The 16648-nt window shown below is 58.3% G+C and carries 15 protein-coding genes and 1 pseudogene; 3 read left to right on the plus strand and 13 right to left on the minus strand.

Annotated elements, in window-relative coordinates:
* Window positions 1–17: 17 nt before the first annotated feature.
* The 9 genes from AC07W0_RS19175 to AC07W0_RS19215 all read right to left on the minus strand — a co-directional run bounded on the left by AC07W0_RS19175 (window position 18) and on the right by AC07W0_RS19215 (window position 10497).
* Window positions 18–605: an LbetaH domain-containing protein gene (locus AC07W0_RS19175; RefSeq protein WP_046383836.1), complete on the minus strand. Its 588-nt coding sequence runs from the start codon at window positions 603–605 to the stop codon at window positions 18–20.
* The gene (locus AC07W0_RS19180) at window positions 602–1747 is read right to left on the minus strand and encodes a glycosyltransferase (RefSeq protein WP_102617947.1); all 1146 of its coding nucleotides are present in this window, start codon (window positions 1745–1747) and stop codon (window positions 602–604) included. Before AC07W0_RS19180 ends, AC07W0_RS19175 begins: the two co-directional genes overlap by 4 nt.
* A 28-nt stretch (window positions 1748–1775) precedes the next feature.
* Window positions 1776–3098 (minus strand): O-antigen ligase family protein, encoded by a 1323-nt coding sequence (locus AC07W0_RS19185; RefSeq protein WP_046383837.1) that lies wholly within the window; start codon window positions 3096–3098, stop codon window positions 1776–1778.
* Window positions 3076–4308, minus strand: a complete 1233-nt coding sequence (locus tag AC07W0_RS19190; protein ID WP_102617939.1) for a glycosyltransferase family 4 protein — start codon at window positions 4306–4308, stop codon at window positions 3076–3078. Before AC07W0_RS19190 ends, AC07W0_RS19185 begins: the two co-directional genes overlap by 23 nt.
* A gap of 1 nt (window position 4309) precedes the next feature.
* Window positions 4310–4903 (minus strand): acyltransferase, encoded by a 594-nt coding sequence (locus AC07W0_RS19195; protein ID WP_269432655.1) that lies wholly within the window; start codon window positions 4901–4903, stop codon window positions 4310–4312.
* On the minus strand, window positions 4893–6194 hold the full coding sequence (locus AC07W0_RS19200; protein WP_102617940.1) for a lipopolysaccharide biosynthesis protein: 1302 nt from the start codon (window positions 6192–6194) through the stop codon (window positions 4893–4895). Before AC07W0_RS19200 ends, AC07W0_RS19195 begins: the two co-directional genes overlap by 11 nt.
* A gap of 8 nt (window positions 6195–6202) precedes the next feature.
* Entirely contained in the window at window positions 6203–7540 is a 1338-nt protein-coding gene (locus tag AC07W0_RS19205) for a UDP-glucose dehydrogenase family protein (RefSeq protein ID WP_046383840.1), read from the minus strand.
* A 73-nt stretch (window positions 7541–7613) separates the two neighbouring features.
* Window positions 7614–9836 carry a polysaccharide biosynthesis tyrosine autokinase gene (locus AC07W0_RS19210; protein ID WP_102617941.1) on the minus strand — a complete coding sequence of 741 codons (2223 nt, stop codon included), beginning with the start codon at window positions 9834–9836 and terminating at the stop codon, window positions 7614–7616.
* A 220-nt stretch (window positions 9837–10056) separates the two neighbouring features.
* On the minus strand, window positions 10057–10497 hold the full coding sequence (locus tag AC07W0_RS19215) for a low molecular weight protein-tyrosine-phosphatase (protein WP_173677819.1): 441 nt from the start codon (window positions 10495–10497) through the stop codon (window positions 10057–10059).
* A 243-nt stretch (window positions 10498–10740) separates the two neighbouring features.
* Between AC07W0_RS19215 and AC07W0_RS19220 the strand changes: the two genes are divergently transcribed.
* Window positions 10741–11094, plus strand: a complete 354-nt coding sequence (locus tag AC07W0_RS19220) for a phosphomannomutase (protein WP_232591609.1) — start codon at window positions 10741–10743, stop codon at window positions 11092–11094.
* Here the strand turns inward: AC07W0_RS19220 and AC07W0_RS19225 are convergent.
* Window positions 11081–11701 carry a hypothetical protein gene (locus AC07W0_RS19225; RefSeq protein ID WP_046383843.1) on the minus strand — a complete coding sequence of 207 codons (621 nt, stop codon included), beginning with the start codon at window positions 11699–11701 and terminating at the stop codon, window positions 11081–11083. The two genes, AC07W0_RS19220 and AC07W0_RS19225, sit on opposite strands and share 14 nt — an antisense overlap.
* 122 nt (window positions 11702–11823) lie before the next feature.
* Entirely contained in the window at window positions 11824–12729 is a 906-nt protein-coding gene (locus AC07W0_RS19230) for a LysR family transcriptional regulator (RefSeq protein WP_046488498.1), read from the minus strand.
* 213 nt (window positions 12730–12942) lie between these two features.
* Here AC07W0_RS19230 and AC07W0_RS19235 point away from each other — a divergent pair, with 213 nt between their 5' ends.
* Complete coding sequence (locus AC07W0_RS19235; protein WP_046383845.1) at window positions 12943–13554, plus strand: cysteine dioxygenase family protein; 612 nt, start codon at window positions 12943–12945, stop codon at window positions 13552–13554.
* A complete protein-coding gene (locus tag AC07W0_RS19240; protein ID WP_102617943.1) occupies window positions 13551–15134 on the plus strand; it encodes a rhodanese homology domain-containing protein in 1584 nt (527 codons plus the stop codon). Before AC07W0_RS19235 ends, AC07W0_RS19240 begins: the two co-directional genes overlap by 4 nt.
* A 135-nt stretch (window positions 15135–15269) precedes the next feature.
* On the opposite strand, the gene AC07W0_RS19245 is transcribed toward AC07W0_RS19240, so the two are convergent.
* Entirely contained in the window at window positions 15270–15695 is a 426-nt protein-coding gene (locus AC07W0_RS19245) for a DcrB-related protein (protein ID WP_102617944.1), read from the minus strand.
* An 839-nt stretch (window positions 15696–16534) separates the two neighbouring features.
* Window positions 16535–16648: pseudogene (locus tag AC07W0_RS19250) on the minus strand (RHS repeat-associated core domain-containing protein); the annotation flags it as partial.

Genomic DNA, 16648 nt, shown 5'->3' on the forward strand with positions numbered 1-16648 from the left:
GTTATGCGGTGCGGTCATCAGGCTTGACTCCCTTGTCGTGGTGCAGGCTCTTGCAGATGCTGGGTACGCTGGCCGATAAGCCGGGTCGGATGCCCGGCATGCACGGTCCACGCTTGCGCGATGTTTTTGATGACGAGCGCGCGGGCGCCCACTACGACGCCATCGGCAATACACACGCCCAGCGTGATAAAGGCATCGGCACACACCCATACGTGCTCTCCGAGCACGATCGGTTTGGCGTAGAGTTGAAAGTTGCGACTGTTGTAGTCATGCGACCCGCCGCACAAATGCGCGCCCTGGGAAATCACGCTGTAACGCCCGATAGAAATCAGCGCCATGTTGTAAATATTGGTGTCATCGGCAATACCGACATGGTCACCCAGCTCGAGATTCCACGGCGCCCACACTTTGGCCCGCGGATAAACATGCACACCCTTGCCCAGGCGCGCGCCGAACAGCCTCAACAGAAACGCCCTCCACCCATGAAAGGGACGCGGGCTGGTACGGAATAGCAGCACATAGACCGTGTTCCACAGCTGCCGCCGCAACCGATGGGACAATGAAAATGAAGCGGCGCGATACGGATCATTGCCTTGGAGAATCATGCAAGGCACTCCCGCACGATCTCCAGCAAACGCTGCGCGCCGCGTTGGATATGAAAGCGCTCGGTAAAACAGCGGCGGGCGCGCCCGGACATGTCCGCATACTGCTGCGGGTCGAGCCGCAACCAACGACGCAGGTTATGCACGGCGCCCAGCACCGTGTCGTCGCTCACAAAGCCAACCGCGTCGGCTTCGATTTCGCGCCAGATGTTGACCTTGTTGCTGATCAGCACCGGTTTGCCGCAGGCCAGCGCCTCCGCCACGACCACGCCGAAATTCTCCTGATGGGACGGCAGGCAAAACACCTCCGCGGCGTAAAAGGCGCCCCATTTCGCGGCGCCCTGCAACATGCCCGGCCACGTCACGCGGTCGGCGATCCCCAGTTCCACGGCCTGCGCCTGCAGCGCCTGCACCCAGCCGCCTTGATCGGGCCCGGCCATGACCAGGTGCAAGCGTTCGTCTTCGCCAGCCACTTGGGCAAAGGCTTGCAGCAGGTGGTCGCAGCCCTTTTTTTCGTGGATGCGACTCAGGAACAACAGCACCCGTTTGCCCTTCAACACCGGATGCTCATCAACAAAGCGCTGCGCCAGCGCTGCACCGCCCGCAGGTGGGCTGGCGGTGCCGTAGGCGGTGACCGTCTCTTTGGCGCGGTACAGCCAAAATGACTCGCGCGCACGGATTTTCTCTTCTTCACTGGTAAACACCACGCGCTGGGCATCCCTCAATACGCGGTATTCACCCCATGGCCAGTACAGCCATTTCTTCAAATGCTTGAGCGGATATGCGTGCTTGAACCAGGGGTCGAGCATGCCATGGGTATAAACGATGTAAGGCCGCCCCAACTTGTGCAGGACCTGGCGCGCAATAAACCCGTGGTACTGCCACAAACCGTTGACGATAAAAAAATCGTAGTCACTGGCGTGTTGTTCCAGCCATTGGCGGATCCTGGCGTTTACGCCATACCCAAACAGGCTCGGCCCCATGAAGTGAACGGTTCCTGGGTAGTCGACGGCGAAGTCCGCATCCAGCGTCAAGACATCCACGAGATGCCCGTTCTGCTGGAGAATCTTGTCGATTTCGCGGGCAGCGTTGATGGGGCCGCCCTTTTCCGGTTTAACCGAAGAGATGATTCTTAATAACTTCAAGTGCTGTCCGCTCATCCGTTGAATTGATTCAAGTCTTCTTGCAAGCGGCAAGAATCAGGCAGGCGTAGAACACGCCAAAGGCCAGGAACGTGCCCTGCATGGTCATGACCCCATTGAATAAAATCGGCGCCAGGAAACCGCACAGCAGCAATGGAACGCCGGTGCCCTGCCTGATCAGCGCTTTATAGGCTTTGAGCAGTAACCAGATCAGCAAGAAGATCCTGAACAGGATAAAGAGCGCCCCGATGGGAAGGCCCAGTTCCAGGATGATCCGCGACCATTCATCTTCGGCCAGCAAAAACCCCGCGCCTTGCTCGCGCCCTGCGCGCAATATCGCTGAGGCGGCATTCGTACCCGAGCCGATGCCGTGTCCCCACAGCGGTGCATCGTCGATCACGCGAGTGAACGCATACAGACTGGAGAACGCCCGGGTCACCGGCGAACCTTCACTGGCGACGGCACTCCGGTTGCGCTCGACGAGAATCTGGTAACTGTCGGACGACATGAAAATCAGCAGGCTGACAAACAGTGCCGCCACCAGGAAAAACAGCGACAACAGGTTTCTTTGCGATTTCTTGATCAAGGCGACCATCAAGGCCGCCAACAGCACGATGGCGGCATACGCATAGATGGCCCGCGATCCGGTCAAGAAACACATCACCGCCACCGAGATGGCCGACACCGGGAACAACAGGTATCGCCCGGCAAACACTGCGCGGAACAAGGCTCGGTCGAAAATCGCCGCCACCAGGAAAGCAAAGCAGGCGGACACGTAAACAACGTGCCCGGCGGTGAACGTGAACGTCCCATACGGCCGGACAACCCCGTCGGCGATCATGAAAATGAAGTCATCGTCCCCAATGCCTTTATTGACGAAGGCTTGCGGCCCGGACGAATACTGCATGACCACCAGCACGCTGATGGGAATCGCCGCAAACAGCGTGATCCGGGCGAAACGGTAGACATCGGCCAACTGCAGGGTTTTTCCGGCAACGAATATCAGGGGGAAATACAGCAAGTAGTTCCTGACGCCATAGCCGTAGATGACCAGCCCTTCAGGGCTGCTCAACAAAAATGCGGAGACCAGAACAAAGAACACCACCAACAACATGACGAAGTACGCCGACAGCAGGTTCTTGGAAAAAAAGCCGAACCTGAACGCGTACCAATAGATGTAGAGAACAATCGGATCCTTGATGAAATAGATGGCCGAGCTCAGGCCCGGCAGCAGCCACTTGCGCAAAACCCCTTCAAACAAAATGAACAGATAGATCAGGACAAACGCACTGACCACGCGCTTTCTGTAGCGCTCCTTCAGGCTGGACAGCTCAGGGTTGGCCAAGGATTGCATCCAGCACCTCCGTGGCGTAGGTGTCCCAGGTCGTCCTACCTGCCGAGAACACCGCGTTGTGCTTCAGCGCACTGAGTTTTTCACTGTCATCGGCCAGCTCGACCAGACGGGCAGCAATGGCCTCGGCGGAACGGATCGGCACCACATACCCGTTGAAACCGTCGATGATCAAATCCGCCGCGCCACAATTCTGCGAAACGATGACCGCCGTCCCCGTGGACAGTGCCTCGCCCACCACCAGGCCGAACGCTTCGGCGAGTGAAGGCAAGACCAGCACGTCGGCCGCCAGCAATTGGCGGATGACCTGATCGTGGGGCGCCGAGCTGAGCCAGCGATACTTCTTCAGCTCGCTATTGAGCGCCTGGTTACGCCCATTGGCATAGTCGGCACCGATGACGGTGACATCCAGGGCAACGCTGCCCGACGCGATCTTCAGCGCCTCGAAAAAATACGAGATGCCCTTCTGCTGGGTCAGCGCACCGACAAAAATCACTTTGAGCGGCCCCCCGGCCCGGACATTCACCTCTTTGTGGACCATCGGTGCGGGTGCGCCATAGGGGGTCACCGCAACTTTTTGGTGGGCGATGCCGGATTCACCCAGGGTGCGTTTGGCAAACGTGCTGGCCACGATGATCCGATCCGCCAACGCCAGTTCGGCGGTCTGCTTGCGGATGGTGGTTTCGCTGAGGTTGGGAATGCTCGCCCGCCACGCGGGGTTCGCTTCACGCTCATGGTCCAGCATCCCGCACGCGTAGGAAATGGAGCCGAAGGCCGCCTCATAATTGAGCGTGATCCCGCCAACCGCCTTGGCGGCGGTGAACAGGGCCTTGCACTTGCCGTCATAACCGTACACCTGGCTGGGTTTACGCGCGGTGTTGTACAAGAACTGCGCGCTGGCCCGATCAATGTGTTCGTACACATTTTCCGGGCAGAACATCCCGATGTTGCGCTGCGTAAGGCTGTACCACTTCAACTTGTCACAGAGCACGCGAGGCACATCGTAGCGCGGGTAGCTGTGCAGCAACGCGCCGTCGACCATGTCGAACGTGCGCCGCAGGCACTCTTTGCCAACGACCGGAAGACGGCAAAGCCAAGAGTCTTTATGCAACGCCAGCGAGCTATGGAACGAATGCAGCAAGCGCCGTTGATTCAACGCACCCAATAGTGCGCGAACGTTTTGATTACCCACCGGATGAGCGACCAGGATCATCTTATTTACCCATCCAGGCTTCAACCACGGCACTCGACCTGACCGGGCTGTAGGTGAACGCGCACTCGGCGCGACGTTTGATCGCGACCGCCGGGTTACCCGCGACGATCGTGAAAGGCGCTACATCGCGGGCAACGACACTGCCCGCACCGACCACGGCGCCTTCACCGATGGTCACCCCTGGCAAGATGATCGCGCCCGTGGCAATCCACGCGTAATCGCCAATCACCACCGGCGCGACCTTCAACCGCCAAGCGGGATCGTCCACGCCGTGCGTGCCCGTCAGGATTCGCACACCGTCATTGATCGCAACATGCCCGCCAACCTTCACGGGGGCGTGCAATTGGATAAACGTGCGCTTGCCGATAAAACTGCCCGCGCCGATGCTGAAACGGCCAACGGCGCCTTCAAACTCCGCATCGTTGATCATCACCAGCGCACCGATAGTCGCGCCCTGTCGGCGCAGCCGGCACTGGCGGTGGTTGGCCTGGAGCAATCGGCTGAGCAGCAGCGCGCGCTTGGCCAGGTATTTCAACCCGACGAGCTTGAACGGGCTCACCTTCAGCCGGTGCTGGAACAGGTAATTAATTAACACGGGCCATCCTCTGTTCAAGACGATAAAACCCGCGTTTGGCAAAGCAGAACAACACCCCTTCCGTGGCCACCAGCACATAACAGACACCCAGCAGTCCGAAGTCTTGAGCCAGGCAAAAAACCGCGAGCACACTGACCATCGACACCAACATGAACACCACGGCAAACGCCGAGTAGGAAGCGGTTGCCATCATGGCCACCCAGTACACCTGCCACGCCACATGCGTCAGTGCGCCGACAATCAGTACCAGCATGACGGTTGCCGAGTAATCCGCCTTTCTGCCCGACCAGACATCGAATATCGACCCGCCGAATACCACGATCAGCGCGCCCATCCCACAGGCAATGGGCAGTGAAAACCTCAGCGCATAACGAATCATTTTCCTGACCAACTGGTTGTCACCGACGGAGAATGCATAAGAGATTTCCGGCCAGATCGACTGATTCACCACCGTGGAAAACTGCACCAACACCCTTGAGATCGTTCGGTAAAGACCGAATATCGCGGCATGGGCCGGTGACAGCAGTATCGACAACAAAATCGTCAGCCCTTGAACATTCAGCGCCAGCCCGATCGGAAAGGCCAAAGACGCCAGCGAGGGTCTGATCAAGGTGATGAACGCCCGCTTCCCGACCACCGAAGGATCGAAGCGCAAGCTGATGCCCAGCCGATCGGCCAGCAGATTCTTGACCACAATTCCGCTCGAACGGACGATCAACAGCGCCAGGCTGGTGGCAACCAGGCTATGGGTGAGATACGCGCACAGTAAGGCGGTCGACCATTCCAGCATCCTGATCACGTTCATGATGAAGGACGACAAAGGCAGCGCCTTGGATGCGCGGTAACGTATCGAAACCATGTTGGTCAGCAGGCACAGCAACGAATACCCAGTCAACGCCGAGAGGATCAACACCCCATCGCCGCTCCGGATGGACTTGAGATTGAGCAGGCTGAACAGGTCGAAAAACGCCAGAGAGCCAACAGCCAGCAATAACACGCTAACCCCCACCAACAGTAAAAACGCAAAGCTGGTGCTGTAGACCGCACTGGCAACCTTCAACCGGCCTCGCTCATGCCATATCACCACCTTGCTCGAGGCGGCGGTGGTTACCCCCAGGTCGGATAACGCCAGGTAGGTGGGGATCGCGGACAACACGACCCATTCGCTGTAGGCGCCAAACCCCCAACTGGCGATAAGGACCGGGACACTCACCAGTTGGATCAGCAGATTGACCACCTGACCAAACGAGTTGGCGCCAATGCCGTTGACGACTCTTTTAAGCACACTCATGGGAGGACCTATACCGTATTGAGAGGTCGCCCAATGGAAATGTACTCAATACCTTTCTTCAGCACGCTGCCGGGGTCGAACAGGTTGCGTCCGTCAAAAATCAACGGCTGTTTGAGTTGCCGTTTGATCACGTTGAAATCCGGCGCCTTGAATGCCTGCCACTCGGTGACGATCATCAATGCATCCGCACCTTTGAGGGCTGCCTCCTGGGTGCCGCACAAGCGCAAGTCGTCGCGGTCGCCATAAATGCGCTGGGTTTCTTCCATGGCTTCCGGGTCATAGGCCTGCACCTTGGCGCCCGCGCGCCACAAGGCCTCCATCAGCACCCGGCTGGGTGCTTCGCGCATGTCATCGGTGTTGGGTTTGAAACTCAGCCCCCAGAGCGCAAAGGTCTTACCCGCCAGCTCGCCGTTGAAGCGACTGGAAAGCTTGTTGAACAGCGTCTGTTTCTGTTCGGCATTACGCCGTTCCACGGCCTTGAGCAGCGTGGCATCGAAGTCGATGCCGTCGGCGGTCTGGATCAACGCCTGGACATCTTTGGGGAAGCACGAGCCGCCGTAACCGACGCCCGCGTAAAGAAACTGATAGCCGATGCGCGGGTCGGAGCCGATCCCCTGGCGAACCATCTCGATATCGGCGCCCAAGCGCTCGGCCAGGTTGGCCATCTCGTTCATGAAACTGATCTTGGTGGCGAGCAGGCAATTGGCTGCGTACTTCGTCAGCTCGGCGCTGCGTACATCCATCACGATGATTCGGTCGTGATTGCGATTGAACGGCGCATACAGCTCGCGCATGACCGCTTCGGCCTGTGGACTGGCCGTGCCGATGACAATGCGGTCTGGCCGTGTGCAATCGGCAACCGCACAGCCTTCCTTGAGAAACTCCGGGTTGGACACCACCTCGAAGCTCAAATCGCTGCGGTCGCGCTGAGCCAGCATGGCCGCGATACGCGCGCTGACCTTATCGGCCGTGCCCACCGGGACGGTGGATTTGTCGATGATCGTCAGCGCCGCGTCCATATGCAGACCGATGGTTTCAGCCACCGCCAGCACGTACTTGAGGTCCGCGGAACCGTCTTCGTCGGGAGGCGTACCCACGGCGATAAACTGCACTTCGCCATGCTTGACCGCGGCCACGCCATCGGCGGTGAAGTTCAGGCGACCAGCAGCACGGTTATCCCTGACCAGGGCCTCCAGGCCAGGTTCATAGATCGGAATATGCCCCTGATTGAGACGTTCGACCTTCGAAACGTCGATGTCGATGCAAAGCACGTCGTGACCGACGTCAGCAAGTACCGCGGCCTGGACCAGGCCGACATAACCGATGCCAAAAACTGTAACTTTCATAGCGTTTCTCTTTGAACCTGCGGCCAGTGGTAAAAAGGCTGCTCGTTGGACGTCGATTGCCGGTAGCGCAAGATCAAACGCTGTCTGACTTGTAGTCGTAGTTGTAATAGCTGTAGGCGCCATAGCCGTATTTGGCGGATGAGCGTTTTTCGATGCCATTGAAAATCGCGCCTTTGAGCTCGATGCCACTTTGCTGATAGCGACGCATCGTCAACTCCACTTCACGCACGGAGTTCACTTCGAAGCGAGCCACGATCAGGTTGGTGCCCGACTGACGCCCCACGATGGTTGCGTCCGTCACCGCGAGAAACGGCGGGGTATCCAGAATCACCAGGTCATACAGCGCGCTGACCTGTTCGAGGAACGCGCTGAAATTGGCGTGCATCAATAGTTCAGAGGGGTTCGGCGGTACTTGCCCGCGCCCGAGGAAGTGGAGGTTGTCCACGGCCGTGTGGTGGATGGCTGCGGTGAGTTCGCAGTTTTTGGCCAGCACGTCAGACAAGCCGTTTTCAACCGATACGCCGAAGACCTTGTGCAAATAGCCTTTGCGCATGTCCACGTCGACCAACAACACCCGCTGCCCTGAATGGGCAACCACCGCCGCCAGGTTCGCCGACACAAATGTCTTGCCGACCTGCGGGCTCGGCCCGGAGATCATCAGGCGATTGTTAGCGGCTTCCAGCATGGCGAAATGCAAGCTGGTACGCAGGCTGCGCAAGCCTTCGATCGCTGGGTCCGAGGGGTGAGTCATGGCCAACAGTCGTGCGCCACCGAGCTGGTCTTTACGAAAGGTTTTTTGATCCAGCTCTTTTTGTATCGTGCTGAACGGGATCGCGGCATAGACCGGCAAGCCGAGCTTTTCCAGGTCATTCGGGTTGGTAACACCGCGGTTGAGCGCTTTGCGGAACATCACCAATGCGATCGCGATAAAGGCACCGAGCAGTGTGGCAATCACGATGATCAGCGCTTTCTGCGGCCTGACCGGGCTTCGCAAATCAACATCGGCGGTATCGATGAGCCGCACATTGCCCACGGTGCCGGCGCGCATCACGTCCAACTCTTGATACTTGTTCAGCAGCAGCGTGTAGATCTCGGTGCTGACCTTCAAATCGCGGGTCAGGCTCAGCAGCTCCTGCTGGGTGGTGGGCAGGCTCTCGACCTTCTTGGCCAACTCATTCTGGCGCTCGGTCAGCTCTGCCAATTGAGTCAGTAACGCCCGGTACACGGGATGCTGAGGGGTGAACTTGCGCTCTATTTCCGCCTGCTGCATCTTGAGTTCGGAGATGCTGGCATCCAACGCGACGATCTGATCCAGGATGGCTTTCGCTTCCAGGCTGATATCGATGGTCTTGTTGCGGATCTGAAATTGATTCAACGCCGCTTCCGCCTGCTCGACATCCTTGCGCACTTGCGGCAACTGGCCCTTGAGAAACGCCAGGCTTTGCGCGGCTTCTGCCGAGGTACGGTCAATGTTTTGCCGCACATAGATGCGTGCGACCTCATTGAGCACTTGAATCGCGTCGGCAGGTCGCGGGCTTTCCAGGGCCAGCCCGATAATCCCCGATTCCTTGCCGCGTTCAGCCACATCCAGCAATTTCTGATAACGCAAAATGGTGCTCAGGCGCGGTGAACGGACCACGCTGAAAGTGGTACCGGGGTTGGCCCGAAGCTGTTCGACACGCAGCTTGATGCCACTGCTGTCATAGGCGCGCCCCACTTGGCCCTCAAGCAAAACAGCCTCGTCCTGGTCCGACAGCGTGAAGCTGCCGCCATTGCCGGCGGTCAACGTCAGCTCCTGGCCCAGCAGTTTGGTGGGAAGGCGCAGCTCGGAAAACTTCAGCTCCTCACCACCCCAGGCGAAGTTGCTCAACCCCAACCACGGTGCAGCCACTGCCTCCTGTTCGGTGGGTTTGAAACGACGGGCAACAAAGCCCCCCAGCAATGGGAAACGCTTGGGTTTGACGTCAAGGTCCAGGTTCAGGTTATCGACGGCGGTCCCGATGGTGATCCGCGAGCGGATGAGTTCGATTTCGGTCACCGTCGGCGATTCTTTACCGAGCAGGCTGCCGACATCCGAGAAGCCCAGCATGTCGCCCTTCTTCGGTTCGACCTGAACTAACGCGGTCGCTTGATAGATCGGCGGCGTCAATACCGAATAGGCCGCGCCAAGGGCCATAAAGGCAATACTGATTCCACCGATCAGCCATTTATGATCCAGTAGAGTACCCACCAGCGCCATAAAGTCTAAATCAGTGTCATCCGAATGGTGTGAAGTTACCGCAGTTGCTGATTGCATAAGTCAGTTCTTTTTCTTACAGATAGTCTAGGAATGGCACAGGGTGCAAGACGCCCGGCTCCATGCACGTACAACGGCTATACTCGACACACAAACGCTCACTAGAGCCTGACAACACAATCTTCTCAACACTTGACGCTCAATTCACAAGTCACTTTCCCAATATTCCAGTAGAGGGTTCAAGCGATCATGTCCGACCTTAAATAACATTCAAACAACCTCAACCCGCCAACAACTGCGCCCACGCACCCGTCGCTTCTTCAATCAAGCCATACGCTTGTAGAAATGCCGGTTTGCCTTGGCGGTAAGGGTCTTTGATTTCTCTATTGCACTGCCACTTGCCCAGCAGGAATACTTTGCCCCGAGCCACCGGCGCGAGTTTGAGCACCTCCTCGATCTGCCACTGTTCCATCACAAGAATCAGGTCCGCTTCACTCACCGCCCCGCTCGTCAATTGCCGTGCCTGGTGGGGCTGAAAAGCATGCCCGTGTTCTTCCAGTACCCGCGAAGCCGTGGCTTCCAGCGGGTGTTGATGCAGCGCCGCCAACCCCGCCGAACTCACCTGTATATCGCTGGAAGCAAGTGCGGCACGCAGTAGATTTTCCGCCATGGGGCTGCGACAAATATTGCCGACACACACAATCAAAATCTTATTAAACACCGCCATCTCCCACGCGCCGCAAAGTACTCATGAGCCAAAGCAAAGAATAAATAACATCAACGCCAGCCAATAGCACCCTGAAACAAGCCAGGCAATTATGTTCACAGGCAATAAGTTTCGACCATCTCTTCAGCCGGACAATAAATAACATAATTGCCTATTGACCGACTAAAAATAACATTCCCTTACTTTTGCGCCTCTTCATAATAAAGTGCCCACCGAGCACAGCAACGAGGCACGGCCATGAAAAGTTCAAAGTTACTGGTAGAGCGTATTGGCCTGTTCCCGTCTTCGGGAAACATTCATGTCAATGTCGACAACTCGACAACGGTGGTTGAGCGAATGCACATGTTATATGCCAGCAACTCTTTAGACTTCGACGAATCCGGTTCCGGGCTGTCCATGGTCTTCGCCGACTGGCGCTTCAAGTTGCAAGTCAGTAATGCCCTGTCCGTCTGCCTGTGCGTAGAGAGCCGTGGCGACCGCCATTTCATGCAAACCAAGACCGACGAGCTACTGGCGAACATCTTCAGCACCGAGGGACGCCCATCAACCGGTATGCCCGTTCAAGACACGCCGCCACTCATTGCGCCTTGATCGGCCCGGAGCCGACGCGCCACGCGGGCTCCTGATGGGCGCGTGACGCCCCGGAGACGCTGACGGCGACATGGTTAAGCAGGTTCTCGGCGTTGTACTTGGGCACCAGCGCACTCAATAACACGACCACTGCCCCAGCGCCGATCAGCGATGGCGACACATTGACCTGCGCGACATCTATTCGCCACAAGAACGTCAGCGCGGCCACCGCGCCCAATAACCCGCCCGCCAGCGCCTCGTTCAGAGGGTGGATGTACGGCGCGACACAATAAGCACTGAACCAACCGGTGGCGATCAATCCGGCGAGCGCCGCGGGCCAGCGCAAGGCCGGGTTGAACTGGCGCGCCACCAAACTCATTGCCACGGTGACCACCAGGCATGTGTTCATGGCGTGGCCACTGAGCACGGCAATATCAAGGTGTTGAAACGAAACGCCCCAGCCCTTGAACAGCAACTTGCTGAACGCCACGATTGAATAAGTGCAAGCGACGGTGATGAGCCATCCCTTGAGCGCCCGCGGCGACGAATAGCGCAGCCACACAGCGATGACCAGCGCGGCCGGAATCATGACGGTAATACCGCCATAGTGTGCGAGTTCTTCGCGCATGAGTGACCCACCTGACCCAGCAATTTTCCGCGCCCATCAGACCTCAGGCCCAGGGAAAACACAACGTTATCTACGGTCAGGTTAAAGCCCTTGCCGCCCGCGCCCCTACACGCCCACAGGGGTCAAGCGGCGTTGCGGATCTTGTGCAAGGCGTCCGCCACCCACTTGCCGAACGCATCCACCGGCCCTTGCAGGTTACCGAGGAAGTGCGGGTAGATCAGCCACAGGTTCATCACCGGCTTGAAGTCCTTGAGCGGCATCACTGCCAGTTGCTCACGGTGGGCGCTACGCTCCAGCAACGGGCGCGGCACCAGGCCCAGGCCCAGGCCGTCCGCCACCAGGCCCAGTTGCAGCTCGGTGCCGAAGGTTTCCAGGTTCACCCGCAACGCCAGGCCCTGATCGGACAAGGTGCGTTGCAAGCCGGCACGGAAGCCGCAGCCGTCCGGGTTGAGGATCCAGCCGTTCTGGTACACATCGGCCAGCTTGCACGGTTTCTTCGGCAACTGTGCCTTGGCGCAGACCACCACCAACTCCATCTTGCCGATGGATTCCCCCACCACGTTGTCCGGGAAAATCTTGCCCGCCGGGAACAACGCCGCCGCCGCATCCAGCTCGCCGCGTTCGATCTTGCCGATCAATTGGCTGCCCCAGCCGGTGGCGACCTGGGCGCGCAGGTCAGGGTATTCGGTGCGCAAGTGCTTGAGCGCATCGAGCAGCACCACGTCGCCGATGGTTTGCGGCACACCGAGGCGCAACAGTCCGGTGGGCGGCGCATCGGTGGCCACCAGTTCGCGCAGGGCATCCATCTCACGCAGGATCAGTCGGCACTGCTCATAGACGCGCGTGCCGATCAGCGTAGGCTTGAGGGGCTTGGTGTTGCGGTCGAACAGCTCCACGCCCAACGCCTGCTCGAAGTTCTGCACACGGCGGGTGATGGCCGGCTGGGTCAGTTGCAACGACTCGGCGGCATGGCTGATGGACTGGCACCGAATCACTTCGACAAAAGCATCGATATCGTCAATTTTCATTTGGGCCGCACATAGAAAACAGTCATTAAGATGTGTGCGAAGCATAGTTGCAGGCACGTTTTCTGGATAGCCCGGGCTGCGTTCGATAACGCCTAACACGATGCAGAGCAGTTCTAAATCACCTTCGGCTATAAGCTAATCATTAAAAAATAGCATATTAACTACAAACATTATGCTTAGATAAACCGATCAACAGTAGCCGATGGAAGTGTCATGACCCAGGCCAAGCACCCCGAAAGACTCAGGGCCTTCATAGGCGCCCTGGCGGAATTGATTGACGCTAATCCACGCGAAGGCGACCTGTTGCACCGTGGCGGCAAGCTGCTCGCGCAACTGGTCAGCCATGACGACTGGCTCCCCGACGAATACGCCCAACCCGACCCCGAGCGCTACCAGCAATTTTTGCTGCATGCCGATTCGCGCCAGCGCTTCAGCATCGTCAGTTTTGTATGGGGGCCGGGGCAAAGCACGCCGATTCATGACCATCGGGTCTGGGGCCTGATCGGCATGCTGCGCGGTTCGGAATTCTCCCAAGGCTTCGCGCGCGCCACCGACGGGCGCCTGGTCGCCGCGGGCCAGCCGATCCAACTGGTGCCGGGCCAGGTCGAGGCCGTGTCGCCCAAGGTCGGCGATATCCATCAGGTCAGCAATGCTCACCCCGATCAGGTGTCGATCAGCATTCATGTGTACGGCGCCAATATCGGTGCCGTGCGCCGCGCGGTGTACCAGCCTGACGGCAGCGAGAAGCTGTTTATCTCCGGTTATTCCAACGCCTTTCTCCCGAACATCTGGGACTTGTCCAAAGAAAAGAGCCCTGCCCTATGAGCACCGTATCGCACCGCAGCTTTGCCCAGATTCGCCAGGCTCTGTTGGACCGCGAAGAAGTCGCCCTGGTGGACGTGCGCGAAGAAGCGCCGTTTGCCGAATCCCACCCGCTGTTCGCCGCGAACATCCCGCTGTCCAAGCTGGAACTGGAGGTGTACTCGCGCATCCCGCGGCGCAATACCCAGGTGACGGTCTACGACAACGGCGAAGGGCTCGCCAGCCGCGCCGCCGAACGCCTGGTTGCGCTGGGCTACACCGCAGTCAGCCTGTTGGAGGGCGGCCTGGACGGTTGGCGCAACGCCGGTGGCGAGCTGTTTATCGACGTCAACGTGCAGAGCAAGGCCTTCGGCGAGCTGGTGGAGAGTGAGCGCCACACGCCGTCCCTGGCTGCCGAAGAGGTGCAGGCCCTGCTCGACAGCCAGGCCGATGTGGTGGTGCTCGACGCCCGCCGCTTCGACGAATACCAGACCATGAGCATCCCCACCGGCATCAGCGTGCCCGGCGCCGAGCTGTTGTTGCGCGCCCGTGAGCTGGCGCCCGACCCGGCCACCCGCATCATCGTCAACTGCGCCGGACGCACCCGCAGCATTATCGGCACCCAGTCGCTGATCAATGCCGGCGTAGCCAACCCCGTGTCGGCCCTGCGCAATGGCACCATCGGCTGGACCCTGGCCGGGCAGACACTCGCCCACGGCCAGTCGCGCCGCTTTGCGCCGACCGGCGAAGCCCACCGCCAACTCGCCGCCCAGGATGCACGCCGAGTGGCCGACCGCGCCCGCGTCGGCCGCGCAAGCCTGGCCGACCTGCAACGCTGGCAACAGGACACGACGCGCACCACCTACCTGTTCGATGTACGCACCCCGGAAGAATTCGACACCGGCCACCTGCTCGGCGCCCGTTCCACCCCGGGCGGCCAACTGGTCCAGGAAACCGACCATGTCGCCAGCGTGCGCGGTGCGCGATTGGTGCTGGCCGATGACGACGGCGTGCGGGCGAATATGTCTGCATCCTGGCTGGCCCAACTGGGCTGGGAAGTGCATGTGCTGGATGACCTGCAACCGGCACACTTCAGTGAAACCGGCGCCTGGGTCGCCCCGGTGCCCGCCGCGCCCCAGGCCGAACTGATCAGCCCGCAAACCCTGGCCGAGTGGCAGGCCCATGGCGACACCGTGGTGCTGGACTTCACCGCCAGCGCCAACTACGTCAAGCGCCACATCCCCGGCGCCTGGTGGACCCTGCGCGCGCAACTGCCGCAAGCCCTGGCCAAAGTGCCGAACGCCGAGCGCTACGTCCTGACCTGCGGCAGCAGCCAACTGGCGCGCCTGGCCGTGGCCGAAGTCGAAGCCCTCACCGGCAAACACGTGTTCCTGCTGCAAGACGGCACCGCCGGCTGGATCGCCGCCCAACTGCCGCTGGAAGCAGGTGAAACCCGCCTGGCCTCGCCGCGCATCGACCGCTACCGCCGGCCGTATGAAGGCACCGACAATCCCAAGGAAGCCATGCAGGCCTATCTGGATTGGGAGTTCGGGCTGGTGGAGCAATTGGCTCGGGATGGGACACATGGGTTTTATGTGATCTGAGTCTGCCATCAGCGCGGGCTGCGTGTGCATAGGCAGACGCGGCCGCATTCGAAATCGCTGATGACGCGCCGTCGAAGTTGATGCCCAGGCGCGCCGCCAAATGTGCGTCGACATGGAAGAACGGCTTGTAGGTTGTTAGTTAAGCACCAGTGTGTTTTTCAGGCCCGTCCACTGCGCGTTTTCGAGATCGCCCATGGGCTGGGCCTTGATGTAACTCAGGGCAAGCAGTTGGCGAGTGCCAGGTACGATCAGCCCTAACTGATACTGATAAATGCACTCGCCACCTCTGCCGAACTGGTTGTGGACCTCGAGGGCGTCAACATCTTGCCTGGCACCGACGCGAACATTTTGCAGTGGTTGGTAGCGTAGTTCCTGAACCTGCTGCTCAAGCTTTTTCAGTTGCTCTGTAAAGTTACTGCGCAGGGTTTCTCCATCAGCGAGCACGGCACGGGTGATGATCAATGAAGTGCTCAGGTCGGCGAATTTCAGAATGTTGATGGATGAGTCTTGGACATCATCAGTGGGCAGCGTGAATTGCAGTTCGTTGAGTCGATAGGTCATGGTGGGTTGCTCTGCCTGTCAGTAGTAGATTGGCTTGGGCGATATCGAGTTGGCAGTAATATCAATTCGGATTTTTATGATGCACGTCAAAGCCATCAGGGACTTGGCCTTTTGTCATTCTATCTACCCCTGCCCGGCCATGTCTTTTAAGCAATTTTGGATCTTTTGCCACTTTCTTCAGATACTTTTCCTTAGCTCCGCCTTTTTTCCAAGGTTGGCACGCATCTTCTTGATTTCACTTTTCGTTCTCTTCTGATAGCAGGTTTCAAGACCCCAGGGGTCAATCCACATGAATGGATTAGGTGTGTACTGATGGATATTGAGTCTAAAAATCATACACCTGATACGCAGCAACAAACCCGTTGTCGATGGTGAACGAATTGGGGCTGTTATGGGTTTTGTACTTATCTGACAGACGTGCTTGTACTTGTGCAATGCTTTCTCCAATGGTTATTCCACCGTTCGAAACTTTTGATACTATTGCGTTAGTCAAATTCATAACCACCTCTATTTCGGAGCGCTCACTAATGCCCTGCCTAAAAAAACTGGGCTATCGACAATTTTTTCGTATTTTACAAAATCTGTTGGGGCTACGCGTCCTTGGACTTCCCCATTTCGGTACACCTTACAATACCCGGATGGTAGTCCGGGACATCTTTGTTTCCGGATTTTGTGATCCTAGTAAACTGCGTCTGCTGAGTCTTGTTGGTGTTAAAATTTGTGATGCTTTTGGTATAGCCTTTTTTCAATAACGACATTTCAACTTGCTGAGGCGTTTTGCCGAAAAGCTTGCTCTCCCACTTTTTAGAAATGTTTTTCCCTCCATTAAGGGCTTTAATGCAAGTTAACCCGAGAGGGTCTACCCATTCAATCGGGTTAGGCGCGAATTGGTATAGATTTAGCCCCCCCCGCCAAGCCAATCGGATCCGGCGTCGTAAACCGCCCCCTAGAAG

The sequence above is a fragment of the Pseudomonas sp. GW704-F2 genome, assembly GCF_059423025.1.